Raw genomic sequence first — 25,673 nt, forward strand, 5'->3', positions numbered from 1 at the left:
TCCTTAGTTGATGGCGCTGCCTAGACGCGTGCCGTTGGCGATCCATGTCACATAGCTGCTGCCGTCTACATAGGCGCCCGCTACTCCGCCAGCCTTCCCAGGTGTCCAGCTGCCGTTATAGCCACCCGTGCCTGTGAATGATCCAGGGTCGCCATTGGCGCCCGCTTGGCCAAAGAGCCCGGGGAGCCCGCTGGCGCCACCGTATGCGACGCCCGTTCCTGATCCGGATCGTTCTGTACTTCCGGTCGTGCCAGGGTATTTCGCGTTGTTACTAACTACAGTGACGGGGCCTGATGTGGAGAACCCCTGACCAGGCCCCCCGATCCCGCCTGTCCCATTGGCGTAGTAGGTATTGGGGTCGTATGTCAGCCACACAGAACCATCGCCACCATCCCCTCCTTTACCACCTCCGCCGAAGATGGTCCCAGCGCTGTTGTCAATGGCAATACGTGTACGGGTGTAGATACCTGTTCCACTATTGATGACGCCTCCAATCCGACCGCGATTGATGATGGTGAGCAGGTAGTCTGGGATGTTCGCCACAGTCAGAGTTGCTACATCCACACCCGCATTCACGGTGCAGTAGAGCTGCTCGTATCCAATCCAACCCGCAGAAATAGCAAGAGCCCGAATGTCCGGGCTCCTGACGCTGGCCGCGATGGTGATGTACACCGGGCCTTTTATGAGTGGTGGTCTGTACGCCATATCAGTAGTTCGGCAGGTAGGAGCCCAGCCAGAAGCCTGGCGCGCCGCCGGATTGAGCAATTCGAAACTGAAATAGATGAATCTTGCCGATTTGAAGACTCTGTGGCGCCATTCCTCCAACCCATTTCACATTTGCAGGCCAAGCAATCGATCCGGATGACAAATAAACCTCTAATTCGAATAGCATGCAATCAGCTGGACGATTTACAAATGAAAAGGTAAGTGCACCATAAACAGTATCGGCAAAATACGAACTCTTAGATAAATCGCACACCCCCCCTGGAGTTAAGATAGCGAGTGGGGATTGAGTTAGTTGTGCTGCATTTGCCATATTTATCCCTCGTATTCAATGCTAATAAACACACTCTTGCTGTAAACATCGGAGCTATTGCTCGTGGTGTCAATATGTAAATTGGACGGATCAACAAGAGCCAGGATTGTCTGATTTGCGGCCACAGAACTATTGACCGGGACAACAACCTGGTAGATGCCTGCGCTCCTTACAACTCCAGAAATGGAGATGATTTTTGTAGCATCCAATCCATGGGCAGTTGAGACACGGCCATTTGCTCCGGCGGGTGACGTTAGGCTAAAAGTCTTACGCTTTATGACCCTGCCATCTCCAAAAGATGCTCCGGCATTGAAGCTCTGAGAAGCAGTCCAGATATTGGCGGTTCCGATAGCGGGCTGTGCAGCAGTGAATGCTGTCAGACCAGAAACTCGCATCCAGTCACCAGATACGGAGTCGTACTGCAAAACGATCTGGAAGCCAACAACATTCATAATGAAGTTTTCAGCATCTCCGCAGATTGTCTTGCCGTTGCGCTGGATCACAGGCGTCAACGTGCCAGAGACATTAGCTGCCGCCACAACCATACCGTGCCATGGAGCAGCAGGAAGCAGCAGCACTGAGGTGCTGGAAGTCATCCGATACAAGCCACGGTCCGCCGCATTCGTACTGCCCGCAGGGCATGGCAAGACCGTGAAATCGTTGCGGCTCACCTCGCCCCAGTAGGCAGAACCCAGAGTCGGCGTCTGGCTTGCGACGTTGGCCAGGTTCAGCTTGAGATACCACAGACGGCCCAGGTGGGTGACCGTGGCAGGCACGTTCAAAGCTCCAGAGAGCGTAGACCACTCTCCTTTGTAGTTCGCGGCTGCAAAAGCACCATTCGCTGCTGTTTGGACATCGACAAGACGAGCAGCTGCTGTCTCGGCGGCGGTGTTCGAGTCGGACGCACGCTGGTTGGAATACTCGGCATTGGTCTTAGCGGAATCGGCCACGGCCTTTACATCTGCACCCCACGGAGGCATGTTTCCCGTGAAGTTCTCGGCAGTCACGTTGTACGTGGCCTCGTCCATGTTGTTGTTCGGGACGGTGCCAAGGTCCCGGATGGCTGGTACTGGAACGATTGGCATTAGACAACCCCCTTTACATTCACTGTTATTGATGTGCTCAACGTGGTGTGCGGCTGCCAGCCGATGCTGATGAAGCCCACCGTTGCGAGATAGCGGTACTTACCAATGGAGCTGGCATAGACCGAGACAGGCGTGTCCTTGAGCCGCTCAATGAGCGAGAACAGCCGATTGGCGTCCTCTGCGTCGATGATCACGGGCAGGGACAGGTTCACCGCTGAGCCCCGGGGCACAACACGGAAAGTGCCGTCCTCGAAGTCCTTGCGGTAGCTGTAGTTCTGGATCTCGGCATTGGCCCCATACTGGGTGCCTGATGGCATTCCGACACTTGTCATGCCGAAAGCCGTCCAAGTTCCTATCGACATCCAGCCGATCCCCACCGGTTGGGTTGGGTCCGCCGTCACCGTCACCGTGATGACCGTTGACGACTTGCTGGGGATACTCTCGATGCGAAAGGACTTGATCGCCGTCCGCTCTCCAAAGAAGTAGTTCCACCAGCCGACACGCGGCAAGTTCAATCCGGTGTCCACAGGAGTGATGAGGTTTGGCCCACCCTCCCCCTCGGTTACGCTGATCTGCAAGCGTTTTCCGGTGATCCCGTGGAGGGCCAAACCAGTGATAAACGGAACCTTCAGGACATAGGTCAGTGATCCCTTGCGGTTGACCTGGGTCGTCTGGACATAGGAGTCAAATGGCGCCCACCGGTTTGAGGGCCGGACATCCTGCCAACTGTTTGGGTCTTGGTCTGGCGGGATGTTGAGATTGGGCGGCATGACCGCGCATCGAAAGACGCGTTGGCCGTACACCCTTTCATTGCCGACGGCGACAGCTGCGCCTGCCGTCCAGGCCACCTCCCCAGCTGCCGTATCGACAGCGGGGATAGACCCGGCCAGCATCGAGCTGTCCCCAATCTGCTTGGGGACTAACACGTACATAGGGAACCCTTTAGTTCATGGTGGCTACGCGCATGGCGTTGCCGCCTTCCGTCACCTGGCTGATGTCACTACTGGTGCGACGGCCATACTCCGCGCCAGCTGCCGTGTTGGCGTTGATGGCTTGAAGCTCGGCGCGCAAGGCCCTGACCTCCTGCACCAGCTCCGCATTGCCGCCCCCCTGGGTATTCAATGCAGCCATCAGCGCCCGGTTGTCGGCTGCTGGGATGATCCGCTCACCCTGGTGAATGTTGGCTGTCATGTCGTAAGGCACGTAGTTCGTACCCACGGCAAACGAGCCCTTCTTCAGCCAGGCCTGCTTTTGCTCATCCCAGTAGTAAGACTCCAGACCATACTGCTTGCCACCCAGCCAATAGCCGTCATAGACAGACTGACCAGATTTCAGGCGCTCCCACTGCTCTTCAGACAAGGAGGCGTTCTTGCTCACCCCGCTCTTGTCGTACTCACCAGGACGGGCCCCAATGGAGCCATCCGAGTAGAGTGCACGACCATCCTTGTCGTAGCCGTAGATGCTTGTGCCCGAGGAAGAACCAGTGACCGTTCCTCCCAGCGTTCCACCACCTGTGTAAGTAGGCGGCTTCGAGCCTCCGGTCAGACCTGCCTTTTCAGCCTCTTCCTTGCGGATGCGCTCTTGCTCCTTAGGGTCTAGCAGCTTGTACAGGGCATTCACCGCTTCCGTTACCGAAAGCGTTGCATTCACCTGCTCTTTGCCGTAGTCCTGCCAGAACTTGAGCGTGTCATCGAGGCGCTTGATCTGGTCGGTCGCCAGGTCGATCTGCTTTTGGGCGTCCGACTTGGCAAGACCAGCGAAATCACCGAGTTCGGACAACTGCCCCGCCAACACCTTCTTGTCATAGTCAAGCCCCGCCTGAGTGGCGTAGTTGTCCATAACGAGGCCACCGGTAGCAGCTTCAATGGCAGACTTGGTCGCGTCGTAGTCAGACAGTCCCAGACCCTTGCGGGCATTGGCAACAGCTTGCTCGATGAACACCATGCCCTGGGCGGCATTCCATGACGAAATGTCGTCCGTAGAGCCACGCAGGTTCTTGGCGGCATCCGTGACAAGCGTCCAATAGCTGGATGCCTTGGACTGAGCATCCTTGGCGTCTGCAGAGAACTGGTTCCAGTACTCCTTTTCACGGGAGATGGCTGCTTCCAGGTTCTTCAAGGCCAAGTCTTGCGCCGCCTTTTGAGCAGCAGCCAGTTTCTCGGCCATATCGTCAGCAGCTTGCTTCGCCTCTGCATCCTTCTTGGACTTGTCCTCAGCCGCCCACACTTCGACCTGCAGACGCACAAGTTCAGGGTCCTTGTACTTCTCCAGTTCACGAAGCTGCTTGTCTCGTTCAAGGCGGGTAGCACCCTCTTCGTCGCCCTTTGCGCGCATGAGTTGCACGTTCAGGTCTTCCTTGAGGCCAGCAATGTTCTCGGCAGAGCTGTAGATCAGATCGAACACATCGGCCATCTGCAGCAGGGACGCATAGAGCTTCTGGCCCGCCTCCGTGGTTACATCAATGGAGTTGATGTAATCCCGGAACGCCTCGCGGCTCGCTGGCATAGTCTCCACGCCAAGCTTCTTCAACTGCTCATCGAGCAGGCGCGTTTGATTCGCCACCTTCTCTTGATCCGTGAAGAACTTGTCGTAGTAGTTGCTTGTGGCGGCTAGGAACTTGTCCGCGCCTCCAAAAACATCTATCAGGTTGGACGCCATGTCCGCACCCTCAAGACCCACGGTGTACAGCGTGTCACCCACTGCCTTGAACCACTCGTTTGTTAAGGTGATCGATGTAGACAGTCGGGCAAGCGCTTCAAGCTGGGTTTCCCCCGCATGTGTGTACTCTTCGGTGGTCAACACCAATCCGCCCATCTGCTCGGCGATCTTCTGGAACTCCTCCTGCAGTTTCTTGGTGGCCTCTTCTTCGCTCAGGCCCTTGAGGTTGACTTTGATCTTGGCGGTAAATCCATCCAAAGCCGACCCACCCAGGCCAACTGCATCAGCCATCGTGCGAATGGACTCATTCATCGCCAGAAACTGATCGCCCAGACCCTTGCGCATTTCTTCGGGCAAATCTTCGTATGTCGTCTTGCTAGACCTGAAAAGACCTCCCTTGTAGTACTTGAAGAGGCGCCCCTCGAAGCCAGTGTCTCCACCGAACTCGCCTTCCACGCCGGATTCCTTGAGCTTGCGACCGAACAGACGATTGATCGCGCCGCCAGCCAAGCCACCCAATAGCGCTCCAACCGGGCCACCCAAAATTGCACCGATGGCGGTTCCCGCATTGATGGTTCCATTTCCAGAGCCGCCATTTAGGGAGTAGCCACCACCAATCAATCGACCGCCATATATGCCACCCAAAGCCCCTGCGCCATACGCTGCTGCTGCTCCGACTCCCGATGCAAAGCCGCCCACTTGAATAGGCCCCTGAGAGATCATCCCCCCCGAGCCACTAATCCAGTTCATGCCGCTTTGCACGTAGCCCGCGACCTGACCAGATAAGGCGTTGAAGCCGCCAGTAATGGCAGAGAAGATGTCCTTGCCCATGGAGAGCATGCTCATTACCCCGTTTCCACCACCGGCAACCTGCATTGCGGCACTTCCGGCACCGCCACCAGTTAGACCCAAGAAGGACCCAACCAACTGCACCACAAAGGGCTTGGCGAACATCGCATAGATTTCCTTCGCAACCAGCGTGTAGAACGAGGTCTTGAGCGACTTGCAGAACGATTCCCACCCAGACTTGCCGTTGTTCATCATGTCGGCGAAGCCGGAAACAAAGATGTTTTCAACCTGGTCGATGGTGCTTTTCCACTCGTCAATGTAGGCCTTGCCAGCGACGTTTGCAGCCTTCTGGGCGTAGATTCTTTCTACTTCAGCCTCCGCTTCTGCGCGTGCTTTGCGGGCCTCGGCTGGAGTTCCCATGTAGGTAGCATTGCCAACCCGCTCTAGCTCTTTGGCCTTTTCAATCTGCAGGTCGTACAGCTGAATTGCGATCTGCCGTTGAGCATTGGATGCACCAATGAGAGACGCCTCCAATCGGAGGCGCTTTGTGTCATTCTCAGTGGTTGTACGAAGTTCATAGATCGCAAGCCTGAGCCGCGTTACTTCGTCATACTGCCTTGCATAAGCCTTACTGACTTCATCCTGAGCGGCTACCTGTTCCTTGTAGAGCTCAACGTCACGTTTGGTCTGCTCTTTGGCTTGCTCTTGCGCTTTCCAAATTGCAATGCGCGCTCGTAGATCGGCTTCATGGGAGGCTGTGATCTTGAGCTTTCCAGACGCCAATTCGGCGTTTAGTTTGACCTCAGCCTTTTGGGCTTCATTCAATCGGCCCGCGTAGCGCAGCTCTTCATTGTTGGCGTCGATCTTTCCTTGAATCCCGGCAACCAAGTTGTTGTAGGCATGGATTTCCTTCTCCAAGGCTGTCTCTGCCGACTTGCTTGCAGAAGCAGCCTCGCGCTTGGATTTGGCTTCTTCCTTGCCTGCAGTCGAAGAGTCCCACGTAGCCTTGGCAAGCGCTGTGACCTGCTCAAGGTATGACTTTTCACTGATAGTTCCCAGCGCTTTCGCCTCTTGCAACGTCTTCAGAGTGGTGAAGTAGTCCTTATTTACTCCAGCTGCCTTCGCCCTTACGTCCATCAGCGCTTGCTCAGACTTGCGCTGCGCATCGGCGTAGGCAGCAAAGCTATCACCTCGGGTGCGCGTACCAGTTCGCCCGGTCGGGTCAACATCCTTCCCAGTCTCCAACGCAACCATATGCGCCTTAGCCTCAGTAAGTTTGGTGATCAGATCCTGGGTGCGACCAATTGCCGCCTGCAAGAAGAGGTTGTTGGGGTTCTTGGCAAGCTGCGCTTCCAAGCGGGCCAGCTCTGCCTTGGCATCACCAAGCTTCCCATTCATGGTGGTTGTCGTATCTGACACCAACAGAAAGAAGTCAGACAGGTTTTTGGCCTTCGCCAACCGGTCCATCTCGCCGGAAGCCTCATCCATGGTGCGCGACAGGTACTGCATGCCTGAAGCAAGCGCGCCAGTCGCCCCAGTCGCTTGGTCAAACGATCCAACCAGGCGGGTGAGGCTGTTTGCGACGTTTGTAGAGGCCTGCTCAACCGTCACGGTCATTTGGCTGAAGTCACGCTCAACCGAAGAGGCCGACTTCTTCAGTGCCTCTACCACTGCCTCAGCAGACAGCTTGCCTTCCGAGCCCAGTTTGCGAAGCTCACCAACCGAAACGCCCATACCCTGAGCGATTGCCATAGCCAGGCGAGGCGTCTGCTCCATTACGGAGTTCAACTCTTCGCCACGCAGAGTGCCAGAAGCAAAGCCTTGGGAGAGTTGAACCAGTGCTGCCTGGGCGGCCTGAGCGGAACCACCGCTAACCGTCACCGCCTGACTGATGGTCTGAGTGATGGCCAGCATGTCCTTCTGAGAGACATTCAGCTCCTTTGTGGCTCGGGCCATCTGGGCGTAAGTGCCGACCAGTTCCACGTAGTTGACCCGCGAGCTTTGGGCCGACTTGAAAAGCTCAGCCTGCACGGTTTGCAGTTCAGCGCTAGAGTTGGTGACCAGCTTCAGCTTGGATGCAACGTTCGTGCTGGCATCTGCCATCTTGATGAACTCGCCAACAGTGGCGGAAACACCAATGATCGCCAAGCCACGGGCAAGCACACCAGTTACTGATGCAAGGTTTGCAGTGGCAGAGGCAGATTTAGCAAGGGCATCTTGCTCTGCCTTAAGACCGGAGATCCGGTCCCCCATCGCCTTGGCGATCTCCTGCGCGCCAGTGCTCATCCCTCTCTGTGCTGCGCGGTAAGCCTCCATCTCTCCGCGCGTCATACGCAGGGAGTTGGCCTCCTCGATCAGCTTGCGGATGTGCTTCTCTTCCTCGACTGTGAGGCCAGAGATAGCGCGAGCCAGGCTGGCCGTATCAGTCACAGCTTCACGCGCGGCTGTGCCAGATGCTTTCAGACCAGTAGCCGCCTTCTGCGCAGCCTCGCCGGTCTTCTTTAGGCCGTCGCCAGCGCCAATACCAAGGTCAGCAAGGGACTTCGCTACACGCTTGCTCTCAGTGGCAATGCCTGCCATCGATTGCTCAACCTTGGGGCCTTGCTTGGACAGCTCGTCAAGCTTCTTGATGCCCTTGTCGATCCCATCGGTTTGTAGGGCTAGGCCAATCGGTTCAATGTCTGCCATATGGGCTCCAGAAATGCAAAAGGCCCACGCATCGCGTGAGCCCATGCCCCAAATAGGGGTTTGCTTTGCTTACAATAATTCCGCTTGACGTTAGTAACGCATTGCGTTATTATTCTTTCATGGCTATTCAATCATTTAAGTGCGCCGACACCCAAGACTTGTTTAGCCTTCAGCGTGTGAGCCGCTGGGCCAACCTGGAGAGTGTTGCCCTACGCAAGCTGCGTATGCTGCACGCTGCTGCGGTGTTGATGGACATGCGAGTCCCACCAGGCAATCGACTAGAAACTTTGCAAGGGGATCGTGTAGGACAACACAGCATCCGCATCAACGACCAGTGGCGCATCTGCTTCATTTGGACGCCAGAAGGCCCTGCAGACGTTGAAATCGTCGATTACCACTGACGCCCAGGCGTCTTTTGAAGAAGCACAGGAGTGTGGATTATGACCAAGCAGCTTACCCTCCCAACCCCTGGCGAAATCCTTGCCACGGAGTTTCTGGAGCCCATGGGACTTACGCAATATCGCCTAGCCCTAGCCATCCATGTGCCGCAAACTCGTATTGGGGCCATCATCAAGCATGGCCGAGCGATAACTGCAGATACCGCCCTTCGCCTATCCCGCGTATTTGGGACAAGCGTTGAGTTTTGGCTAAATCTTCAAAGCCAATATGACGCAGACACGACCAGAATCGCTCTAGGCGATGAGCTTGCGTCTATTGAACCTTTTGCAGAAACTGCTTGATTCAGGCTGCAAGAGTTGCAGCCTGTTACTTGGTCACTTTCGGCGCGAACTCCCTAATGGTGGCCAGCGCCTCAGCCTCAACGACCATCATCGCTTCGTGGAGCTCGTTCCAGGCCGCTGAATCAAGCTCCAGCTTGTCCATCAGCGGATACATCGCCTCCCAGCGGAGCCCGAGCGGCGCCCCACCCATCGACGGATAGACCCACCTGGTGCCGATCAACCTAGCGAGCTCTAGCGCGGACTCGTTGTCCGGCCATACCTCGATGATTTCGGTTTCGTAATCTTCCAGCGCCCATCCCTCAGCTTGGGCCTCTGCCGCTGTGACAGGAGGCTCAAAGAGGGAACGAGCGATAGCCTTTAGTTTCCCAGTTGGCCTGTGAAGAGTGCTGCGTCGTATTTGCTCAGGATCTTGGCCAGCGAGCCGCCGCACTGGTCTTCCAGAACAATCAGGCTGTCCACGTTGAAATCATCCTCCAGGTTCCAGCCGGTGATTGCACCCGCTACGATCTCCGCAGCCTGGCGCATGCCGTCTTTGACCATATCTTCAAAGGAGAAGTCGGCCTTCTGTGCTGGCTTGTCTGCATCCTCGGAAGTCTTGCGCTGAGCGTCTCGGATTGCGGCCCATTCGCTCTTGCGCTGAGCCTTGGCGGTCAGGTTGATGTCAAACTCGTCGCCATCCAGGTTCTTGACAGTCACAGACAGAGGGAAAGTGGGCGATTTGCCAGCCATCATCTTCAGGCTGGTAACGGGTACAGATTTTTGCTTTGCCATAGTATTTTCTTTCGCGGAAATGTAATGCCCGTGCGCACCCCAGCCGTCCCCGCGAAAGGAACGAACCGGGATGCGTCGGTGCTATTTGTGGGCTTATGCCCAAATGGAGTTAGGCGGCGTAGCGCGTAGACAGGTTCTGTGCGTTGAAGGTGCCCTTCACAACTACGGCCTGGCCTTCAGTGAGGGTTTCTTCTTCGTTGAAGGCGACCTTTGCAGGGATCAGCGACAGTGCGCCAGTCTTTGCGCGGCGGCGGACGATGGTGTCAGCATTCGTCTCAGACAGCAGCTTGAGCGCGTCGTAAGCAGGAGAGCCGATCATGTCGGCGTCCATTTCGAACGTGCGCTGAACGGCATTGAAGCCGTCGTTCAGAACGAATTCCACATCCGACTCAATGAACTTGACGTTCACCGTCTTGGCATCGCCGCCGCTGGTGTTGTGGTTCATGGTGCGGTCCAGGTCAACCCATGTAGTTGCCTTGCGCACCGTACCGCCACCTTGACCAGGCGTATACCAGTCGGTGTTGGTTGTGTTTGCACCCTCCAGGACGAAGGTGTCTGCAGCAACAGACTTCACGCGATAGGCGCGATAGTTCAGTCGCCCCCACGAAGAGAGAAGGAGAACGATGTCGCCATTGGCAAAACCGTGGGCAACAGAGCTGACAACAGCCTCGGCAGCATTGGAGATGCCTGTGATCGTCTTGGCGACGGAGAGAACAGTGGCGACCGAATGAATGGTGCCAGTGGGAGTACGGGCCATTTTGAGCCTTTCAGAAAAGAAAAATCCCCTTTCGGGGCTGATTTCTGCGAGGCACCTGGCTTGCGAGTCCGTTGGGAGAGGCAATGCCGCGAGGCAGGGTTAGAGAAATAGTTAGTGGGAGGCGGCTTCTAGCCATTTCTCCCACGCCGAGATAGCGCCCTTAGCAAGGCGGATCAAGGTTCGATGGAGTTCTTGTGTTGCGGCGTTCATTTGAGCAAGCACTCCTTAATTGCTTTCGCTTCAACTTCTGTCAGTAACGTACCGCAATCAGGACAACGGTAGAAATGATCCTCGAAGGTCACCACCATCTCCACCGATTCATGCCGACACGGATACGGCAAACCGACAAGAACGCCAAGACGCCGCCCTCCAAGTCCCGTTACATACATGTACTGATTCATGAGTGCTCCAAGCAGAAAAGCCACCCGGAGGTGGCTAGCGTTTCAATGAGGCTGGTTCAGACGGGGAAGGCCCGCCAGTAGATGGAGACAGGAATAGCCCAGCGCCCCTCATCTGGTGCACCGGAGCCGATAGAAGCAGTCTTGTTCAGCTCAATGCGGAAGCCTGCGCCCGGGATGATCTGTGGCGGCTTGAAGTGGTCGGCCAGCTGTTCGCACATGGCGTCTGCCTGTTGTCGCCCTTTACCCTCTGGGTATCGGACTGTCACCTGCAAGATTCCACGCTTTTCAACCAACGTCCCTTCAATTCCCAGGTCAACAGGCGAGTTGATCAAGTGATAGCAGGCCTGATAAGGTCCGTCAGGCGGCTTGAATGGCACATTCTCGAAAGCTGTTGGCAGCACACCAGGCATAGCAAGTAGCTTTTGCTCCAGCAGTGCCTTGATCTCAGTTAGCTTCATTTCGCAGCCTCCACAGCGCGCTTGACGGCCTGAGCGAAGTCTTGAACGGTCAAACGGACCATGCCGCTGGGCGCTTGTTGGGACCAACCGTTTTCCAAGCGCTTCGCGTAAGGGAGCGAATTGCTCAGGAAGATCGTCTGCCCCGGGCGCCAAGTCTCCAAGACAACTCTGGCTCGTCCTAAAGCATCACTATTGGGCGCAGCACTGGTATCTGGATTAATCGAGCCGATGCCGCATTGCCAGTTGAATCGAAAGCGCCCAGTGTCAACCGGCGATTTGTCCATCATCTCAGCCTGTAGCCCGATTGCAGTATCGCGAACCAATTGCTCCACCTTGTCGCCAGCCGCCTTGCAGTACTTGGCTAGATCATCAGCAAAGCTCATGAATCCCTCACTATGCAGTCATGGAGCACCACAACACCAGCAGGAGACACGGGCCGGTTTTTCACTACCTGCAGAACATCGCCGCCAACAGTCAATGAGTCACCGGCCTGCGGCTCGAAGCTGACATCAGGAGCGATCAAGGCGCGGCGGTCGCCGATCCGGATCAGCTCCCCGTAAATCTGGCGGTTGTCGAACTCCAGCAGGGCGACAGTGCATGGTGACTGTAGCTCTGTAGGATCAGTCGGGCCCGTTTCTGGGTCATAGCCACCAGGCGTATAGCGTGAAAGCGCCCCGTCTTGCCCAAAACGATCCAGAAGCCGCTTGGCAGTGGCCGCTGGACGGGAGTAGTCGAACTTGGTCATGTCCTACTCCGATTCGTAACAGTGAAGCATGTGATACATAGCACCAATCAGCTCCAAGCGAGTTGTGGTCTGAACAGATGACGACCACATTCGCGTGCAGTGATCCGGCTCAATACCAACGCAGGCAAATGCCTTGATCTCGCCAGATTCAACTGCAGCACGAAGTCCATCCAGAACCGCGAGTGCATCAGCCTTATCTTGCGTAGGCTGGACAAGTGACAGAACATTGCTTCTCATCACGCCCTCACCAACTTGACCTGCCCCGCCCCGCTAGTCGTCATTCCACGCATCAAGGCATCAATCACGCCGAAGCGTTTCTGTCCGCCGTTTGCTGGTTGTGCGTACTTGGTGGTGATCGGCCCCACTGATTCTTCGGTGACTGCCTGGGCGTCCACATCGGAGAACAGTGAGCCATCTGAAGCACGAAGCGCCGCCTCGCAGGTAGCATGCTTCACCGCATCAGCGACAGGATCGAGGAACTCGGGCCGGATGCTGTACATCGTCACGACATATTGAGTGCCACGGCGCAAAGCGATTTCTTGTTTCGCCACCTCAGCAGGCCAGTCGTAGCCCATGCGCTCCATGTAGCCCTGAGCCTCTGCGAGCGTCACCAGCGAGTCATAGCCTTCTTCTGGAGCGACTACCAACATGGTTTACTCCTGTGGCTGCGCAGGCTTGCGACCGCGCTTGCCAGCTGGCTCCTGTGGCTGCGCAGGCGTGATGGACAGAGCACGAAGCTCGTCAGTCGGCCAGGCTTCATCAAACTCGATGCCGCGTTCTTGCAGCTCTGCGATCAGGGCCGCGTGCTGCTCAGCTTCCGGCAATTTGCCTTCGTCGGCGGGCTTGAATCGCTCATCAATGATCTTGAAGCCCTGGGCGCGCAGCTCTGCTTTGCGTTCAGGCGACACGGGATGCGGCTCGTATGCAATCTTCTCAGTCATGGTTTCTCCAAAGAGAAAGGGGCCGTAGCCCCATTCATTTACTTGGCTGCGTCGCCGATGGTGATGACGCCAGCAGAAGCCTTGATGCTGTTCGCAACCAAATCCCAGTTGGATCCAGTAGCCAACTCAACATCGGTTGGCGACTTGCCGCCGTTGGCCGTATCCCAGGTGTAGCCCTTCAAGCTCAGGCCGAACGTGTAGTCAGCCTGCATCGTGGTCTCGATGCGGTTCTTGCCGTTGTTGGTCTGGATGTTGGTGATCAGATCGGAGCCATCCGATACAACCCCAGCACCACTCACCAGCGACAGCACTTTCACCTTGTCTGGCGTGCCAGCCGTGAACAGCGCAGGCGCATCGGTCACGATGACCGCCTTGCCCAGGATGTCCACGATGGTCACACCACTGAAGGTGAACAGCTTCTCGGCGTTGGCCAGGTTTTGGCCGATCAGCCTGTGATACATCGCACCGGTCATGACCTGGGCAATGATTCGAGCCGACGCATCGCCGAACTTCGCATGTGCTGTGTTGATCGCGCTATAGGTTACGCCTGCAGTCGCCGACACATCATTGGTTGCACCGGCCTGATTGGCGATGGCAGCTACCAGTGCTGCGATGGCCGTATTCAGCTGGTCGGCCATGATGGCCTCGGACAGGTTGCGCGAGATCACCTCCAGGGCTTCCTCGGGCGACTTTTGCACCCAGGACAGCTGGCCCGGCTCCCACAGGATGGGGCCAAAGCCGCCTGCGATCTTCACCGTGTCGTACTGCTTCTGAGACAGCGGCGTAGCCGACTGCGCGCCGTTGGCAGCGTAGCGATCCACGCGACGCTGTGCGCTGTGGATGCCAGCCCAGAACGATTCCTGCAGGAAGTCGCCGTCAATGCCCTGGGTGGTCAGCTGGATGGAGCCAGCGGATGCGGCGTTGAATTTGGCAACGTCTTGGGCCAGGGTTTCAATGGTTGCGGCCTTCAGGTACTCGTTGAAGACCTTCATATCGGACAGTGCCATGGGATACCTTTCTGCGCGTTATGCGCCAGATGTCAATTGCTTGATTGCGGCAACACGGTCGGCCTTGGAGCCACCGAAGTTGCCTTTTTGTTGTCCACCGCCACCCTGCGAACCTTGAGCGCCGGAGCCAGAAGCCCCAGACCCCTTGAGGATGTGATCCTTGCCCGGGTACTGATTGACCAGCATTTCCAGCGCTTCATCAAAACCGGCTAGCTCGCCCGGATTCGCTGCGCTGTATAGCTTGTTGCCGTTGGCGTCCTTGGCAACCACCTTCCCCTCCTCAATGCCGAATGCCTTTCCGAAGTAGGCCTGCACCAGGTCAGGAGGAATCGCCAGCTTGTCCAGGGCGAACTTAGAACGTGCAAAGCTGCCGCCGATCATCTCGGCGTAGAGCTGCTGCTCCAGCTTCGATGATTGGCCTTTGGCCTCGTCCAGTTGGGTCTGGAACGCCTTGCCGATCTCGGTCTTCACCTTCTCGATTTCACCGGCATCCACCAGCTTTTTTGCATCGAGATTGGCGACAAGTTGCAGGGCCTTGAGCGCTTCGGCTGGGTCAGAGATGCCTTCAAAGCCCTTCAAAGACTTCTCAGCAGTCTCGGCCCGTTCGCGGTGTGATTTGGCCTCAGCATTCAAGCGAGTGATCGTTTGCGTAGTGCCGACCACATCAAAGGCCAGCTCCGAGCCATCGTCTTTTACGTAGACGGGCTTACCGTCCTGCACGACTACATGGCCTTGGTCATCAGTTTTCAGTTTCATAGGGTGACTAGGCCATCCGGCCTTATTGGTTGAGGGTCATCCGACCCATGTGCGCCCGCCTCCATCCGGTTTTGGGCATGAAAAAGCCGCCGAGGATTGCTCCTAGACGGCTAGAAAAATTAAAGCCAGCTCGTTAGGCTGGCTTGGTTTACTTGACAGGCTTCGGCTTTGTTCGCCTGGGCTTGGGTTCTTTTGCGATTCGCGGAACAGGCGGAATCATGTCTATCGTGATGCCTTGCTTCCAGCAGTGCGGGCAGATGCATTTCTCGATAACAGTTCCTGGGACTATTCGTCCAGCCTTGATCGCATCACCGCTGCGGATGGTCATCGTCTGCCGACCTCCACACCTTGAGCACTGGAGCAAACCTTCTGGCCGTTCCATAGCTTTGACACGCTCAACCAATGCCGTTTTGGCATCTGGTGGAGTCGGAGGGACAAGGGATAGCGTAGGCTTTTGGGTCACAGGCGAATATTACACGCCCGCTCTCTCAAAAGCCTTTGCGTCTCTTTGCCGTAACTGCTCCAAGGTCAGATATGTGCCTTTGTCGGTGTACATGTCATCAAGACTGAGTCCTCCATCGCGCAACAGCTTGCCTCTCGTCGGTCCGAGCACCTCATCCTGGCGCGCAGCAGACTGCCGCTTGATCCACTCAGAGAACGGCGTGTCAGCCGGGACTTGCCCATCCATTGAGGCGCGCGTCCTGTTAGACAGCTCCAAATCAGGCAAATCAATGCCCAATTCCTTGTTGGACTTCAGCACTGGAACCGAAGCACTCCGACAGCACCAATGCAGCCGCCCAGGCCCGCCACCCCAAGGAATCTTGTGGTTGATTGGCTTGTGCGTGTCGGGCGTGTAGAGCTTGGAATCGCGAATTCGACACATTTCCGAGGTTCGCAAATCGAGGGTCGCCGACCATTTGAGCGCCTTGATTACGTCCGAATTCCTCTCATACACCGCATCATGCACCGATCCTGCAGTGTGGCTGAGTGCTGTTCGCACTACTGCAGCCACATCGCGGCGATCCTTTTGGATGAATCCATCAGCGTAGCCCTTGGCCTTCGTCCCTCTCATCTCACGGATGATCTGATCAGTCGTCTTGCCCTCTACAAATCCTTGGGCAATCACCTGACGGACCCGCTTCATCTTGGCCGCATCTAAATCACTCCACACCTGCCGCAATAGCGATCCCTGGAAAGGGCGCGCCATCGCCGCTGCATAGACCTGTGCGACATTGACCGACGCGACACTCACGCCGACCGGCAGGAAGCTGGTCAGCATCTGCTGCTGATATGCGACCTCGTAGGCCACGAACTGCTTCAGCTCCTCGGTCAAATCACGCTCGGCTATGTTGTAAGCCTGAGTGTTCATCGCCCGGATGCTCGAAAGCAGCGCCTCCAGACGATCCATGCTGAATCCTGAAGGGGACATTTCCGAAAGGAGAGCAGCCAGCTCTGCAGCAAGCCTTGCATCTGACCTATTCAGCACTGCCATGATCTTGGCCAAGACTCTGTTGCCGTACTTCTGCAACTCGGTGGCATGCCTTATGGCCTCATCCTGAAGAAAGTCGTTCACGCTGGACATTAGGCGTCACCTATTGCGCCCAGCGCAGGCCCCTCCGCCTCGACACTAGACAATTCCAGTTTCACATCAAGATCAGGTGCAAGCACACCTCGGCGCTGCAGCTCTTTGAGCCCTGTTTCCTTCGAGATCAGCCCGGCCTGGACCATTGCAACAATCAGCTGTGCTGATGCGTCGCTGAGCGTCGCGGCCCCAAAGTCCTTGAAAAGGGATACGGAACCACCTTCACCAGCGCCAATCCAATCTGCAGTGAACTGCAAGCAGCGATCCAGCACATCCTCAAAGTCCTCAGTGAGGCTCTGCAGACTGGACTTGTTGGCCTCTGCATCGTTACTGGCCTCCGTTGCCGTGCGCTGTCCAGGCTTGGCCACCAACAACTCAGCACCGGTCTGGATCATCTGATCCTCCAGCGCCTCCAACTCGGTGCGGCCTACAGTCACAGACTCTGCAGAACCTTGTATCACCTCGGCCTTGGCATCCTTATCCCCGAATCTCAGCGCATACGCTGCTCCAGCTGATGGGGTTTGCAGTTCGCCCTCGTCTACGCCGGTGAACACCAGCAGACGTTTGCGGGCGAAGCGCACTGAATCATCCTGATCCGATTGCTGCTGCCAGTGCTTGACGTTCAGGTAAGCCAAATCCTTGAGCGGTGGCCTGCCCTCGGTTGGGCCGATCTGTCCAGCCACAAGCAAGGCGAATGGGATGTAGCTCAGGGTCGTTGTGCCAGTACTCTCGATCTCCCAGCCACTGGAAGTCTCCTTATGCACCTCCCAAGAGCCAGGGCGAAGTACCCGGACTCGCTTGACCTGCTGGCTGCCGTAATCTCCGTCTTCTTCATCCGAGATTTCCAGCAAGCGAACCATCACCAGTTCTAGGCCGTTTTGCCCCTTCTTGTAACGAACACCCAGGATCTGGTTGTGCTTGTATTGCACCCAGTACGGGCGAGCGCCCATGGCCTTTTCGTCAGCCTGAGTTCGGTTCTCTCCGTCGGTCTTGGTGAAGTCAACCAAGACACCTCCAAAGCCATGGCTCACGAGCTCTCGAAACACCTTCGATGCAAAAGAGTGCAGCGAAGCGCCGTTGTCATCGATGTTGGGCAGATAGTCCTGAACTTGGACCGGAACATTCTTGCCGACTGTGATTTCCTTGGAAAACGGCTTGCCAGCCATTACTGCCAGAGTGCGCTCAAATGCTGGGAACAGGGTCGATGTACTCAGTCGGTACTGGTAATCCGCATCATCCTCTCTGGGTTGTTGCGGGAGATACTTCTTTGCCTTGCGCATTGCCGGAGTTCCCCCCAGCAGAGCGTCAATGACAGCCCAATCCTCGACCATTCGAGCAATCGGCGCGTCCAATTGGTTGACTTGAATAGCCATAAAAAAGCCGCCAAGGTTTCCCGGGCGGGTTCGTTTTAGTTGATGCTGAGTTACCAGCGGAATGCTTCTACCTTGGCGGCTCGTTTCACAATCGGCCACTTGTTGGCAATCACATATCCCGCAGCGTCGATAACGTGATCCACGCCGCTCGATTTGTCCGGCACGCCGTTCTTGTCGTAGGCCTGCTGCTCCAACGCATCGGTCAGCTTGGGACATCGGGCGGTGTTGACCAGGTAGCGCCGTTCGCCCTCTCCATTCAGGATCAGGGCATTCACCGCGTTCACTCGGTCCACCACTGCGGGGTTGGTTGAGTTCACCCGCACCGTAAGGTCATGCGCCTTCAGAATGCTCAAGTCCGACTCGGTCGCGTTCTTGCTGCTCGCGTTTTGTCCGGAGGCATCAGGAAACACCTGAACAGCGTGGCCCTTGGCCTTGTACCGCTCGTTGAACAGCTTCGCCATGTAGGGCGTATCGCGCCCGTCCGTAATCTCATCCACCGCCACCGGCCAGCCATCGCGCAGCACATAGACCACTGCGGCCATCGCCAGGCGGTTGAAGTCCATCCCGATCAGGAGAGGCTCACCGGCTTGCAGCGATGCATCGGAGTGGTTCAGGCGGCGGTCAAAGTCTGGGTAGACACTGCCCGCCGTCAGGTTCGTGAACTGACCGCGCAGATAGGCATCAATCAGCTGCTTGGGGTAGCTCTCATAGAGCGACTGGATGTAGTCGTCTGGCAAGTTGGCCGCGTTGTCGAACGTGCTGGCCTGGACCATTCCATAGAGCTTGCCTAGTGCTGCGCGCTCTTGCGGCTGCTTGTGGAACCGCTGATAGACGAACTTGAAGCCCTCAGGCGTCGTCGTCACATCGATCCCGTTTTTCAGCCCGTCCACCTTGTAGCGCATCCGGGCAATGATCTTATTCCAGGCCTGCTCAGCCTTGACCGCCTGCATCACATCCAGCTCATCGACCAGCGCATGGCCGATCTTGAAGCCCACAATGTTGGACGGCTTCTCCATTGACCGGCAGATGATCGTCGTCCGGTACTGCGAGCCGCTGAACAGGTGAACTTCCTTGTTCGCCTCCTTGATGTCAGCCTTCAGGCCCCAGTCAAACGCGACTTCGTCAATCGTCGGAAAGAAGATGTCCCGGATCTGCGGATAGGTCGGCGCAAAGTAGCCCTGATTGACCTTGGGCCACTCCCAGGCATTGCGGCACGTTGAAGCGCATCCGGCCCAGGTCTTGCCCGAGCCGAACCCAGCGACGTATGCGCGGTATTTATGAGGCAGCTCCAGGAACCGAGCCTGCGGAATGTTCAGGCTCGGCATGCTTTCTTGCGTCCTTTACTATCACATCGATCTTTACTGGAACGGGTTGGGCGTTCTCGCCCTCTCCGCCCTCGTCCGGCTTGTCGCGCCATTTCTGAGGCTGTCGGTTCTTTAACCAGAAGATCGCAGCCGTCGTGTCTGGTGGGTAGTGCTTGACCATTGGAGTGATGACAATCTCGCCGTTTACCGCCCGAATGTCATCCTCAGGGTGCTCATACCCGATTGCCCGGTGAAACAGCTTCGCTGCCACCTCAGCATCGACCAGATCCTTGCCCCCCTTTAGGGACTCCGAAAACTCGGGATGGGCGGTCTTCCATAGGTTGAAGGTGCTCTCAGCCACGCCAAAAAACGAGGCCATTTCCTTGTCTGTCATACCGAGCATGCAGAGCTTCTTCGCTTGGCCTGCATACTCTGGCTTGTACTTGCTTGGCCGCCCAATAGCCATCGGCTCGGCCTTCTTTGGCTTTGCCATAGGCTCTCCATACATCTGGAGCGCCATTAGTTAGCGCATCCACAATTGTCAAAAAGTGTCAATCATCACATATGATTGATTCTGATCAGTATGATCAGTTCTGACGAAGTAACGTCATTTATTACTAAATCATCAATTAATAGTTACTGACATGGCAAATTTCACTGATACCTTGAACGACCTAATGTCCCTCGATGGCGCGCAATGCGCTGCAGTTGTGGACTACAACAGCGGCATGACACTTGCGAGCGCTGGCTCTGGTGTGGACATGGAACTGGCCGCCGCTGGCAACACCGAAGTGGTGCGGGCCAAGATGAAGACCATGAAGGCCCTGGGCCTGAACGAGAACATCGATGACATCCTGATCACTCTGGGCAAGCAGTACCACATCATTCGCCCATCCGAAAAGATCCAAGGACTTTTCCTGTATTACGTGCTGGATAACAAGCGTGCAAACCTTGCGCTGGCCCGCCGCAAAGTGGCAGATGTTGAGTCCACGATGACCATGTAAAAGCTGAACAGCTTGATGGATAGAACGGGCTATAAGCCCGTTTTCTTTTATCGGGTCGCAGGGGATAGGCTCCAAGTGTGTAGGTCGCGTGTGCGGAAAGCCTGCCCTGCGGTAATCAATCCAGGTTGTAGTACCGATCTTCGCCAGTCAGCATGAGCATTTCACGAGCTTCACTACGCTGGAGACCTTGATAGTCCTGCTCGAAGTTCACGAAGGCGATGCCCTCATGCTCTGTGGCAGCCTGATGCTGTTTTGACCATCCGGCCCTGCATGCAAGCAACCGAGCCTCTGCCTCACCCAACTCAGGGCACAGCCACAGGGCTATCTTTCGTCTTAGGCTCATCGCATAGCCCTCCGTCCAACGTCGTGCCACTGAACGGTGCCGCCAACCCGTACACAGAAGATCTGTTTTGGCTTGATGTTCTGAATCTGCTGAGACTCCACCACATCGATTTCAGCCTGCACCTTGTCCATAAAATTGCTGGAAACCAGATCATTCAGCGCGGCCTCCAATTCACGGGCAGCCTTGCTAGCTCGCTCCATCTTCTCCATTAGGTTGTCTGGTATCAGGCTCATGGCTTCACCCCCATTGCAATCAAGTCCCGCTCATTCAACAGGACGTATCGACGCTGCAGGTTTTCTTCCTCGTCGCCAACACTGCACCAGCCAGAGGCCGGGGCCTTTACGCACTTGAAGGTGGCAATCACACCATCTGCACTTGCATAGGTGACTTGCTGCACATCGTCACCGCATCGGCTGGCATACTCGCCTGCCTTGAACTGGTGGCGATTGGGGAAGGTCAGCACTAGACTCAGGCCCAGCGCCTTGCCGAAAAATCGCTGCACAGTCCGGTTGATTGCCCGGTGAACAATGTCTTCCAGCTTGCGTGCCTGGATTCTTGCGCCCATCAGGGCATATCCGCGCTTCCGGATTGACGCCGCCGAAGTCATGACTGCCTCCCGTAGCAGTGGAACAAGCAGGGCTTGATGCCTCCGCCATAGATCGGGTGGATCGCATCGAAGTGGATAGTCTCCCGGTCAACTGATCCCTTGTGATTCAGGCGCAGTGGCTGCTTGGCAACCACCACCGCACCTGTCTCTGTGTTCACCATGAGCACCTGCTTGAGCTGCTCCTTGGTGTCGACATCAAATACCGTTGCGCGGTCAACATTGCGCGAGGTGTATTTCATCGCGCCTCCTGCCAAAAGAAAAGCCAGCACTTGGCTGGCCTTGGAGTAGGTTGCCCGACGGATGTACCTACCGGGTCGTGATCAATAAAACTGCCTGATCAATGCGACATCTGTTCTTAGTAAAGTGTCACGATGTCATGGCTTTGCCATGTCACGCCCACATGTGAGCGCGCATTCAAGTTGTAGTTACCGGGGCCAGTGTTCGGCCAGCGCAGCTTCATCATCTCGGTCTGGTTGAACACTCCTCTCAATTGATAGTGATCGACATTTGTGCTGATTCTGTCGGCTGCAGACAGTCCTGCGTTGTACTCAGCAATGATATTTGCCAGGTTTTGCCGAGTGATGCAGGTGTGGAACCACACGTTTTGACCTAATGCGTTGCTAGTAGCTGTGGCGCCAAGAATTGCCTCATTACTGTGAACTTGCGGTGTTGTGAATCTTGCACCATTCCACACACCTGTGTAGACATACTTGCCAATCTCCGAGCCGCCTGAGCCTTCCCACTTCCCCTCTTCTCGATTGGCCCAAAGTTTGATTGTCAGGTTGAACCCTTTGTTCAGAGATGTATCAAGGAGAAAAACCGACCAGTAAGACTGAACGGCCTTATCTGATTCGCCACTCCAGTAGTTCATCGTATAGACAGTGCTCAGACACACTTGCGCTGAAGGCGACAAGGACCAATTGTTTGTGATGTTGTTGACATCTCCACCGAAGGCAGCGTCAATCTTGGTATCAGTGTTCAACATGTCCAAGCCGACCTCATTTAGAGGATCGGCGCTTGAGCGATAGCTATTCAAGAAGTAAGCTGCCTTGCCATCACCCATTTGAAAGGCTGTGCTGCCATAGCCATTCACTTGACGCAGCACTTGATTGTTGGCGGTGAAGGGAATGCCTGCATTCGTGAAATCGTTCACATTCCAATTCGTGCTTGGGGTAAAGGTAGTCGCATCGGCATACCCGTGATTGAACAGAAAATAGCCCTTGGGTTGATGCGCCTTGCCAACTGTATTGTTGTACTCAGAGAGCGAACTACGATGCCAAATGGCAGACTGCGCATACGCAGATAGACCATTTACCGACAGCACCAGTACTGCAACATGTGCGATACCCTTTAAATATTTCATAATGATGTCTCTTCTCCAATTTCTGAGTTTTCAATCTTCCAAGATCACTCAATTGATAAATCTCGGTGGATAGGAAGCGGATATTTCGATGTTCCCCGCGTCTTTGAGGATACCTGCTCCACAGCGGAATTCAAGCTCAATCAAAGCCACAGGGAAGCACTCTCAATTAACCGACTTTAGTTAACCCAGGTGCAGAACATCACTTCGTTGTAGGTCATGCCAAACTGCCCCATCGGCAACGAGCGGAAGGTTGCAGAATCAACTGCATGTTCCGGCTGGATGCCAATGTTGGTCACCTTGTAGTTGGAGACATCCAAGGACATGTTCGCGATGTCATTGAGCTCCTCTACCACAGCCAAGTATGCGTAATACGCAGTGGTAGGCTGCCCGTTATGCGCCGCCAGTTCTGCCGCCGCTTTGGCTTGATACTCAGGAATTTTGTCGGATCCCATCTGCCGGTAGGCAGTGATGAGATTGCGCAGATTTTGCTGTGTGATGGTCCCTACGCGGATCCTTGCCTGGCTATTGAGATCACCTGTGCTCTTCGAATCCCCATAGTTGTCCACAAAAGTCGAGTGGCCAAGGTCCGCTCCCGCATATGGCATCAGGTAGGCCAGTGAACCATCAGGGTTGTAGATCGGGGCAAATCCTGTGTACTCGCCAACGATTCGACCTGGGCGTGAGTCCCAGTCGTTGATCATCAATGTGATGCTTCGATTGATGGACTTGTCATAGATGATCAGTGTGATGTACGAGTATGCACAGTAATCAGGCAAGCCAGAATAGAAATACCCGAACGTCTGACGATACCGGAAGTGAAAATCCTTCGTACCCTCCCAGTTGAAGACCTGATTGCGAGGCTCATCACCGAACGACATGCTGTTGTAGAACTGATTCTGGACCAGCTTTGTCTCGAAGCCGTTTTGCCAAAAGGACAGAATCCCGTCCCCGATAGAACAACCAGTTGTACCTGGCACATCCGGCACCGACTTGGCTTGATATGTACTAGTGGGCGGGTGACCTGAATAAGTGTATGGGCTCATGTTCCAGCCCGAATATGGAGTCAGGTCGTTAGGGCCCGATCCGTTGTCCCACATATGGAGCTTATTGGGCGCAGATCCACCTGGGAGATGATTGGAGATGGGGCCCTGCAGATCCACTGCAGAAGACATGTGTTCAATTACTTGTGTTGGCATTAGAGCGCTCTTTCTTACTGGTTAAAGAGAAAGGCGCTCCTGGGCGCTCTGCGTAGGGGTGCTCGACCCTCAAGGAATTTAGAGTCCCACAACGAGGACACTTGATCTCAAGCTGCTGAAAGACTCCAACAGCCAATTTGCGCTTGCAGTTCGCGCATCTGACTTCTTGCATGTGCGGCATAGTCCATAATGGCCCTCACCTAGCTAGGTGGCAGGGTCTTAGGTCAATGCCGTGTGCACTCACGGCGGAGGCGTTTGTCTGGGTGTTAGCGCACCTTTTCATTCGCCCTGTCTTTTTTCGAGCTCGGAAGCTCAACGCAAAAAGCCCGCTGGAGCGACCTAGCGGGCTTTGTTGTTTGCGATGCTGGGATTCGAACCCAGGCAGACCGACGCAGTGGCTCTAGTCGCCCCGTCAATCCTCTTGATCTAGTCACCCTTCAACCTCTCGGGCACATCGCGTAATTCGTTCACAGAACGACAAGATCGCCCGCAAGCCGCTGCTTGGCGGAGAAGTAGGCTCGTGAGGCCTCCTGTGGGCACTTGAATACTCCAATCCGGTGTATCTTGCCTTTCCACCATATTTGCGCCCGATACCTGCTGCCGTACTGACTCACCCCAAGATATCCGCTTTTGTTGCGCCTGTTTGGGCGTCGTCGATTGTGCTGATTTTCAGACAAAGAAACGACTCGCAGATTTGACCAGCGATTGTCAGACTTATCACCGTTGATGTGGTCAACCTCGAACTCATCACCTGGAAGAACATCTGTCATGTAGAGCACCGCCATACGCTGAGCGTACTGTTGGCTGCCCAATACCGAAAAGCGTACATAGCCTGCGCTCGTCAAAGCAACTGATATCGCTCCACCCTTATGGCGAGTAAATATGCCAGTTTCTGGATCGTAAGTGCCCCAGGCCCGCAACTGATCACCTGAAATCCGACGAGTCATAGGGCACCTCAAAAAGTTAAAGAGCCCTTTCGATCTACCCGCACGGGCAAGGGCTGTCGTTCGCTCTGCAAGCACCCCGTGAGCTTGGGGAAGGAGATGCCACTCCATCAAACCACTCTGGAGTGGGCCGCGCTTGCTGCAGCTGGAAATGAAAAAAGGAGCCGAAGCTCCTAAGTACATTTTGATGAAGAAGACTGTCAACCCCACGGCAACTTGCGCCCCAGAGCATCAAGAGCTTCCTGCCGCTCGTCTTCAACTTTTCTGAGCATGCCAAGCTCAGCAACCTCCGCATCAGCTGCTCCGGCCATTTCCGTCTTTTCAGCAACTACATCTAGTTCTGATTCCTGGATCAGCAATGTGCGGCTCCAAACCTCGCGAGTTGAATGTTCCATACAAACCTCCGGCCTGGCACTGGGAGCAAGGATTTACTCCCACGCCTTCACAGTACGCTCGTTTCCGACAATAAACCGGATGTAAGTGACTTATTACCCATCCACGAAGCACACATGGTCAAAAAAGAAAGCTCCACACTAGACAGGGCTTGGATCTGGAGTTCTAACTAAAGCAAATCCTTTTTTGGCAAAGGTTGCAGCGGCCTCCAATCAACATTCACTAGGTTTTTGTCTACTGGTGCGGCTGGCCTGCCAAGCCATGCAGACCCATCATCTGCAACAGCGATATAGACCACCGGCTTATCTGGCGCATAACTTAGCGCCTGTAGAGAAACAAATTTCCTATCTTGTGCCATGCATGACTCCTGTTGAGAAGAGTCACTTCTAACACATTCCATCTGATCTACCCACCACCCGAGGCGCACGCCAGGGAGAAAGTGTGATGGGCAGATGGGATGACTCGGGCTGCTGGTGACGGTTCCAGCGACTACCTCAGCCGTGCACAGCCAAGTTCGTCCGTCTATAAACAACCAGGCTACCCACCTCCCGAAGCAGTGGTTACTGGCACCTTTCTTCATCACAACTGCTGACTGTGGCCCGCCAGGATCTCCCTGACTGTGTTGCTGCTGGGGCGGGTGCAGTGCTACCAGCGCCAACCACCCTCTAGAAGGATGTCAATCAGCATGTGTGATGGCCCTGATCTCTCAGGGCGCGGCTTCCCATCGTGGGC

32 protein-coding genes and 1 tRNA gene are annotated in these 25,673 nt (G+C 55.6%); 3 read left to right on the top strand and 30 right to left on the bottom strand.

Annotated features, from left to right (window positions below; all coding sequences use genetic code 11):
- Positions 1 to 3: 3 nt before the first annotated feature.
- From ABIE32_RS10840 to ABIE32_RS10860, 5 genes are read right to left on the bottom strand one after another with little or no spacing between them, the layout of a single operon-like run.
- Entirely contained in the window at positions 4 to 672 is a 669-nt protein-coding gene (locus ABIE32_RS10840; RefSeq protein ID WP_429015974.1) for a hypothetical protein, read from the bottom strand.
- A 34-nt stretch (positions 673 to 706) separates the two neighbouring features.
- On the bottom strand, positions 707 to 1,036 hold the full coding sequence (locus tag ABIE32_RS10845) for a hypothetical protein (RefSeq protein WP_429015975.1): 330 nt from the start codon (positions 1,034 to 1,036) through the stop codon (positions 707 to 709).
- A gap of 2 nt (positions 1,037 to 1,038) precedes the next feature.
- Complete coding sequence (locus ABIE32_RS10850; RefSeq protein WP_429015977.1) at positions 1,039 to 2,121, bottom strand: hypothetical protein; 1,083 nt, start codon at positions 2,119 to 2,121, stop codon at positions 1,039 to 1,041.
- Positions 2,121 to 3,053: a hypothetical protein gene (locus ABIE32_RS10855; protein WP_429015979.1), complete on the bottom strand. Its 933-nt coding sequence runs from the start codon at positions 3,051 to 3,053 to the stop codon at positions 2,121 to 2,123. Before ABIE32_RS10855 ends, ABIE32_RS10850 begins: the two co-directional genes overlap by 1 nt.
- 10 nt (positions 3,054 to 3,063) lie before the next feature.
- Positions 3,064 to 8,256, bottom strand: coding sequence for a tape measure protein (locus ABIE32_RS10860; protein ID WP_429015981.1), 5,193 nt, complete (start codon positions 8,254 to 8,256; stop codon positions 3,064 to 3,066).
- A 119-nt stretch (positions 8,257 to 8,375) separates the two neighbouring features.
- Here ABIE32_RS10860 and ABIE32_RS10865 point away from each other — a divergent pair, with 119 nt between their 5' ends.
- Together ABIE32_RS10865 and ABIE32_RS10870 are read left to right on the top strand one after the other, a co-directional pair.
- Complete coding sequence (locus tag ABIE32_RS10865; RefSeq protein WP_429015982.1) at positions 8,376 to 8,657, top strand: type II toxin-antitoxin system RelE/ParE family toxin; 282 nt, start codon at positions 8,376 to 8,378, stop codon at positions 8,655 to 8,657.
- A 39-nt stretch (positions 8,658 to 8,696) separates the two neighbouring features.
- Positions 8,697 to 8,996: a HigA family addiction module antitoxin gene (locus ABIE32_RS10870; protein WP_429015985.1), complete on the top strand. Its 300-nt coding sequence runs from the start codon at positions 8,697 to 8,699 to the stop codon at positions 8,994 to 8,996.
- A gap of 25 nt (positions 8,997 to 9,021) precedes the next feature.
- Here ABIE32_RS10870 and ABIE32_RS10875 read toward each other — a convergent pair whose 3' ends face one another.
- From ABIE32_RS10875 to ABIE32_RS10945, 15 genes are all read right to left on the bottom strand, one after another.
- The gene (locus ABIE32_RS10875) at positions 9,022 to 9,426 is read right to left on the bottom strand and encodes a DUF1799 domain-containing protein (RefSeq protein ID WP_429015987.1); all 405 of its coding nucleotides are present in this window, start codon (positions 9,424 to 9,426) and stop codon (positions 9,022 to 9,024) included.
- Positions 9,354 to 9,767 carry a phage tail assembly chaperone gene (locus tag ABIE32_RS10880; protein ID WP_429015989.1) on the bottom strand — a complete coding sequence of 138 codons (414 nt, stop codon included), beginning with the start codon at positions 9,765 to 9,767 and terminating at the stop codon, positions 9,354 to 9,356. Before ABIE32_RS10880 ends, ABIE32_RS10875 begins: the two co-directional genes overlap by 73 nt.
- Before the next feature lie 109 nt (positions 9,768 to 9,876).
- Entirely contained in the window at positions 9,877 to 10,524 is a 648-nt protein-coding gene (locus ABIE32_RS10885; RefSeq protein ID WP_429015991.1) for a phage tail tube protein, read from the bottom strand.
- A gap of 206 nt (positions 10,525 to 10,730) precedes the next feature.
- Entirely contained in the window at positions 10,731 to 10,925 is a 195-nt protein-coding gene (locus ABIE32_RS10890; protein WP_429015994.1) for a hypothetical protein, read from the bottom strand.
- Between the two features lie 56 nt (positions 10,926 to 10,981).
- The gene (locus tag ABIE32_RS10895; RefSeq protein WP_429015997.1) at positions 10,982 to 11,383 is read right to left on the bottom strand and encodes a phage tail terminator-like protein; all 402 of its coding nucleotides are present in this window, start codon (positions 11,381 to 11,383) and stop codon (positions 10,982 to 10,984) included.
- Positions 11,380 to 11,766 (bottom strand): HK97 gp10 family phage protein, encoded by a 387-nt coding sequence (locus ABIE32_RS10900; protein ID WP_429015999.1) that lies wholly within the window; start codon positions 11,764 to 11,766, stop codon positions 11,380 to 11,382. The genes ABIE32_RS10895 and ABIE32_RS10900 overlap by 4 nt, the downstream gene beginning before the upstream one ends.
- Positions 11,763 to 12,128, bottom strand: coding sequence for a hypothetical protein (locus ABIE32_RS10905; protein WP_429016001.1), 366 nt, complete (start codon positions 12,126 to 12,128; stop codon positions 11,763 to 11,765). Before ABIE32_RS10905 ends, ABIE32_RS10900 begins: the two co-directional genes overlap by 4 nt.
- A 236-nt stretch (positions 12,129 to 12,364) precedes the next feature.
- Positions 12,365 to 12,778, bottom strand: coding sequence for a DnaT-like ssDNA-binding protein (locus ABIE32_RS10910; RefSeq protein ID WP_429016003.1), 414 nt, complete (start codon positions 12,776 to 12,778; stop codon positions 12,365 to 12,367).
- A 3-nt stretch (positions 12,779 to 12,781) separates the two neighbouring features.
- Complete coding sequence (locus tag ABIE32_RS10915) at positions 12,782 to 13,069, bottom strand: HeH/LEM domain-containing protein (protein ID WP_429016006.1); 288 nt, start codon at positions 13,067 to 13,069, stop codon at positions 12,782 to 12,784.
- Positions 13,070 to 13,107: 38 nt separating this feature from the next.
- A complete protein-coding gene (locus ABIE32_RS10920; RefSeq protein ID WP_429016008.1) occupies positions 13,108 to 14,076 on the bottom strand; it encodes a major capsid protein in 969 nt (322 codons plus the stop codon).
- Between the two features lie 18 nt (positions 14,077 to 14,094).
- Positions 14,095 to 14,832 (bottom strand): DUF6651 domain-containing protein, encoded by a 738-nt coding sequence (locus ABIE32_RS10925; RefSeq protein ID WP_429016010.1) that lies wholly within the window; start codon positions 14,830 to 14,832, stop codon positions 14,095 to 14,097.
- A gap of 472 nt (positions 14,833 to 15,304) precedes the next feature.
- Entirely contained in the window at positions 15,305 to 16,414 is a 1,110-nt protein-coding gene (locus ABIE32_RS10930; RefSeq protein WP_429016013.1) for a hypothetical protein, read from the bottom strand.
- On the bottom strand, positions 16,414 to 17,787 hold the full coding sequence (locus ABIE32_RS10935) for a DUF4055 domain-containing protein (protein WP_429016015.1): 1,374 nt from the start codon (positions 17,785 to 17,787) through the stop codon (positions 16,414 to 16,416). Before ABIE32_RS10935 ends, ABIE32_RS10930 begins: the two co-directional genes overlap by 1 nt.
- A gap of 50 nt (positions 17,788 to 17,837) precedes the next feature.
- A complete protein-coding gene (locus ABIE32_RS10940; protein WP_429016018.1) occupies positions 17,838 to 19,112 on the bottom strand; it encodes a terminase large subunit domain-containing protein in 1,275 nt (424 codons plus the stop codon).
- Positions 19,063 to 19,584, bottom strand: a complete 522-nt coding sequence (locus ABIE32_RS10945) for a hypothetical protein (protein WP_429016021.1) — start codon at positions 19,582 to 19,584, stop codon at positions 19,063 to 19,065. Before ABIE32_RS10945 ends, ABIE32_RS10940 begins: the two co-directional genes overlap by 50 nt.
- A gap of 151 nt (positions 19,585 to 19,735) precedes the next feature.
- On the opposite strand from ABIE32_RS10945, the gene ABIE32_RS10950 reads away from it, so the two are divergent.
- Positions 19,736 to 20,095 (top strand): hypothetical protein, encoded by a 360-nt coding sequence (locus tag ABIE32_RS10950; protein ID WP_429016022.1) that lies wholly within the window; start codon positions 19,736 to 19,738, stop codon positions 20,093 to 20,095.
- 339 nt (positions 20,096 to 20,434) lie between these two features.
- On the opposite strand, the gene ABIE32_RS10955 is transcribed toward ABIE32_RS10950, so the two are convergent.
- The 10 genes from ABIE32_RS10955 to ABIE32_RS11000 form a co-directional block, all read right to left on the bottom strand.
- Positions 20,435 to 20,671, bottom strand: a complete 237-nt coding sequence (locus tag ABIE32_RS10955; protein WP_429016025.1) for a hypothetical protein — start codon at positions 20,669 to 20,671, stop codon at positions 20,435 to 20,437.
- Positions 20,668 to 21,045: a hypothetical protein gene (locus tag ABIE32_RS10960; RefSeq protein WP_429016027.1), complete on the bottom strand. Its 378-nt coding sequence runs from the start codon at positions 21,043 to 21,045 to the stop codon at positions 20,668 to 20,670. The genes ABIE32_RS10955 and ABIE32_RS10960 overlap by 4 nt, the downstream gene beginning before the upstream one ends.
- Positions 21,042 to 21,284, bottom strand: coding sequence for a hypothetical protein (locus ABIE32_RS10965; protein WP_429016029.1), 243 nt, complete (start codon positions 21,282 to 21,284; stop codon positions 21,042 to 21,044). Before ABIE32_RS10965 ends, ABIE32_RS10960 begins: the two co-directional genes overlap by 4 nt.
- Before the next feature lie 116 nt (positions 21,285 to 21,400).
- On the bottom strand, positions 21,401 to 22,408 hold the full coding sequence (locus ABIE32_RS10970) for a hypothetical protein (protein WP_429016032.1): 1,008 nt from the start codon (positions 22,406 to 22,408) through the stop codon (positions 21,401 to 21,403).
- Between the two features lie 176 nt (positions 22,409 to 22,584).
- Entirely contained in the window at positions 22,585 to 23,580 is a 996-nt protein-coding gene (locus tag ABIE32_RS10975; protein WP_429016035.1) for a hypothetical protein, read from the bottom strand.
- A 4-nt stretch (positions 23,581 to 23,584) separates the two neighbouring features.
- Positions 23,585 to 23,785: a Com family DNA-binding transcriptional regulator gene (locus ABIE32_RS10980; protein ID WP_429016037.1), complete on the bottom strand. Its 201-nt coding sequence runs from the start codon at positions 23,783 to 23,785 to the stop codon at positions 23,585 to 23,587.
- 175 nt (positions 23,786 to 23,960) lie between these two features.
- Positions 23,961 to 24,063: transfer RNA gene (locus ABIE32_RS10985), tRNA-OTHER, on the bottom strand.
- A gap of 8 nt (positions 24,064 to 24,071) precedes the next feature.
- Positions 24,072 to 24,551, bottom strand: a complete 480-nt coding sequence (locus tag ABIE32_RS10990) for an HNH endonuclease signature motif containing protein (RefSeq protein ID WP_429016039.1) — start codon at positions 24,549 to 24,551, stop codon at positions 24,072 to 24,074.
- 197 nt (positions 24,552 to 24,748) lie between these two features.
- Positions 24,749 to 24,943 carry a hypothetical protein gene (locus ABIE32_RS10995; protein ID WP_429016041.1) on the bottom strand — a complete coding sequence of 65 codons (195 nt, stop codon included), beginning with the start codon at positions 24,941 to 24,943 and terminating at the stop codon, positions 24,749 to 24,751.
- 167 nt (positions 24,944 to 25,110) lie between these two features.
- A complete protein-coding gene (locus tag ABIE32_RS11000; protein WP_429016044.1) occupies positions 25,111 to 25,299 on the bottom strand; it encodes a hypothetical protein in 189 nt (62 codons plus the stop codon).
- Between the last annotated feature and the right edge of the window lie 374 nt (positions 25,300 to 25,673).

Source organism: Comamonas sp. 4034 (assembly GCF_050434545.1).
GTDB classification, from domain to species: Bacteria; Pseudomonadota; Gammaproteobacteria; order Burkholderiales; family Burkholderiaceae_C; genus Comamonas; species Comamonas odontotermitis.

What these genes read in the sequence shown, in the direction of transcription:
- ABIE32_RS10860 (WP_429015981.1), bottom strand. Translation starts at nt 8,256, where the DNA reads ATGGCAGACATTGAACCGATTGGCCTAGCCCTACAAACCGATGGGATC.
- ABIE32_RS10950 (WP_429016022.1), top strand. Translation starts at nt 19,736, where the DNA reads ATGGCAAATTTCACTGATACCTTGAACGACCTAATGTCCCTCGATGGC.
- ABIE32_RS10960 (WP_429016027.1), bottom strand. Translation starts at nt 21,045, where the DNA reads ATGACTTCGGCGGCGTCAATCCGGAAGCGCGGATATGCCCTGATGGGC.
- ABIE32_RS10995 (WP_429016041.1), bottom strand. Translation starts at nt 24,943, where the DNA reads ATGGAACATTCAACTCGCGAGGTTTGGAGCCGCACATTGCTGATCCAG.
- ABIE32_RS10845 (WP_429015975.1), bottom strand. Translation starts at nt 1,036, where the DNA reads ATGGCAAATGCAGCACAACTAACTCAATCCCCACTCGCTATCTTAACT.
- ABIE32_RS10940 (WP_429016018.1), bottom strand. Translation starts at nt 19,112, where the DNA reads ATGCCGAGCCTGAACATTCCGCAGGCTCGGTTCCTGGAGCTGCCTCAT.
- ABIE32_RS10970 (WP_429016032.1), bottom strand. Translation starts at nt 22,408, where the DNA reads ATGAAATATTTAAAGGGTATCGCACATGTTGCAGTACTGGTGCTGTCG.
- ABIE32_RS10980 (WP_429016037.1), bottom strand. Translation starts at nt 23,785, where the DNA reads ATGCCGCACATGCAAGAAGTCAGATGCGCGAACTGCAAGCGCAAATTG.
- ABIE32_RS10905 (WP_429016001.1), bottom strand. Translation starts at nt 12,128, where the DNA reads ATGACCAAGTTCGACTACTCCCGTCCAGCGGCCACTGCCAAGCGGCTT.
- ABIE32_RS10865 (WP_429015982.1), top strand. Translation starts at nt 8,376, where the DNA reads ATGGCTATTCAATCATTTAAGTGCGCCGACACCCAAGACTTGTTTAGC.
- ABIE32_RS10850 (WP_429015977.1), bottom strand. Translation starts at nt 2,121, where the DNA reads ATGCCAATCGTTCCAGTACCAGCCATCCGGGACCTTGGCACCGTCCCG.
- ABIE32_RS10930 (WP_429016013.1), bottom strand. Translation starts at nt 16,414, where the DNA reads ATGTCCAGCGTGAACGACTTTCTTCAGGATGAGGCCATAAGGCATGCC.
- ABIE32_RS10935 (WP_429016015.1), bottom strand. Translation starts at nt 17,787, where the DNA reads ATGGCTATTCAAGTCAACCAATTGGACGCGCCGATTGCTCGAATGGTC.
- ABIE32_RS10900 (WP_429015999.1), bottom strand. Translation starts at nt 11,766, where the DNA reads ATGAGCTTTGCTGATGATCTAGCCAAGTACTGCAAGGCGGCTGGCGAC.
- ABIE32_RS10855 (WP_429015979.1), bottom strand. Translation starts at nt 3,053, where the DNA reads ATGTACGTGTTAGTCCCCAAGCAGATTGGGGACAGCTCGATGCTGGCC.
- ABIE32_RS10925 (WP_429016010.1), bottom strand. Translation starts at nt 14,832, where the DNA reads ATGAAACTGAAAACTGATGACCAAGGCCATGTAGTCGTGCAGGACGGT.
- ABIE32_RS10870 (WP_429015985.1), top strand. Translation starts at nt 8,697, where the DNA reads ATGACCAAGCAGCTTACCCTCCCAACCCCTGGCGAAATCCTTGCCACG.
- ABIE32_RS10915 (WP_429016006.1), bottom strand. Translation starts at nt 13,069, where the DNA reads ATGACTGAGAAGATTGCATACGAGCCGCATCCCGTGTCGCCTGAACGC.
- ABIE32_RS11000 (WP_429016044.1), bottom strand. Translation starts at nt 25,299, where the DNA reads ATGGCACAAGATAGGAAATTTGTTTCTCTACAGGCGCTAAGTTATGCG.
- ABIE32_RS10890 (WP_429015994.1), bottom strand. Translation starts at nt 10,925, where the DNA reads ATGAATCAGTACATGTATGTAACGGGACTTGGAGGGCGGCGTCTTGGC.
- ABIE32_RS10975 (WP_429016035.1), bottom strand. Translation starts at nt 23,580, where the DNA reads ATGTCTTCTGCAGTGGATCTGCAGGGCCCCATCTCCAATCATCTCCCA.
- ABIE32_RS10910 (WP_429016003.1), bottom strand. Translation starts at nt 12,778, where the DNA reads ATGTTGGTAGTCGCTCCAGAAGAAGGCTATGACTCGCTGGTGACGCTC.
- ABIE32_RS10965 (WP_429016029.1), bottom strand. Translation starts at nt 21,284, where the DNA reads ATGAAATACACCTCGCGCAATGTTGACCGCGCAACGGTATTTGATGTC.
- ABIE32_RS10920 (WP_429016008.1), bottom strand. Translation starts at nt 14,076, where the DNA reads ATGGCACTGTCCGATATGAAGGTCTTCAACGAGTACCTGAAGGCCGCA.
- ABIE32_RS10885 (WP_429015991.1), bottom strand. Translation starts at nt 10,524, where the DNA reads ATGGCCCGTACTCCCACTGGCACCATTCATTCGGTCGCCACTGTTCTC.
- ABIE32_RS10945 (WP_429016021.1), bottom strand. Translation starts at nt 19,584, where the DNA reads ATGGCAAAGCCAAAGAAGGCCGAGCCGATGGCTATTGGGCGGCCAAGC.
- ABIE32_RS10955 (WP_429016025.1), bottom strand. Translation starts at nt 20,671, where the DNA reads ATGAGCCTGATACCAGACAACCTAATGGAGAAGATGGAGCGAGCTAGC.
- ABIE32_RS10895 (WP_429015997.1), bottom strand. Translation starts at nt 11,383, where the DNA reads ATGAAGCTAACTGAGATCAAGGCACTGCTGGAGCAAAAGCTACTTGCT.
- ABIE32_RS10880 (WP_429015989.1), bottom strand. Translation starts at nt 9,767, where the DNA reads ATGGCAAAGCAAAAATCTGTACCCGTTACCAGCCTGAAGATGATGGCT.
- ABIE32_RS10990 (WP_429016039.1), bottom strand. Translation starts at nt 24,551, where the DNA reads ATGACTCGTCGGATTTCAGGTGATCAGTTGCGGGCCTGGGGCACTTAC.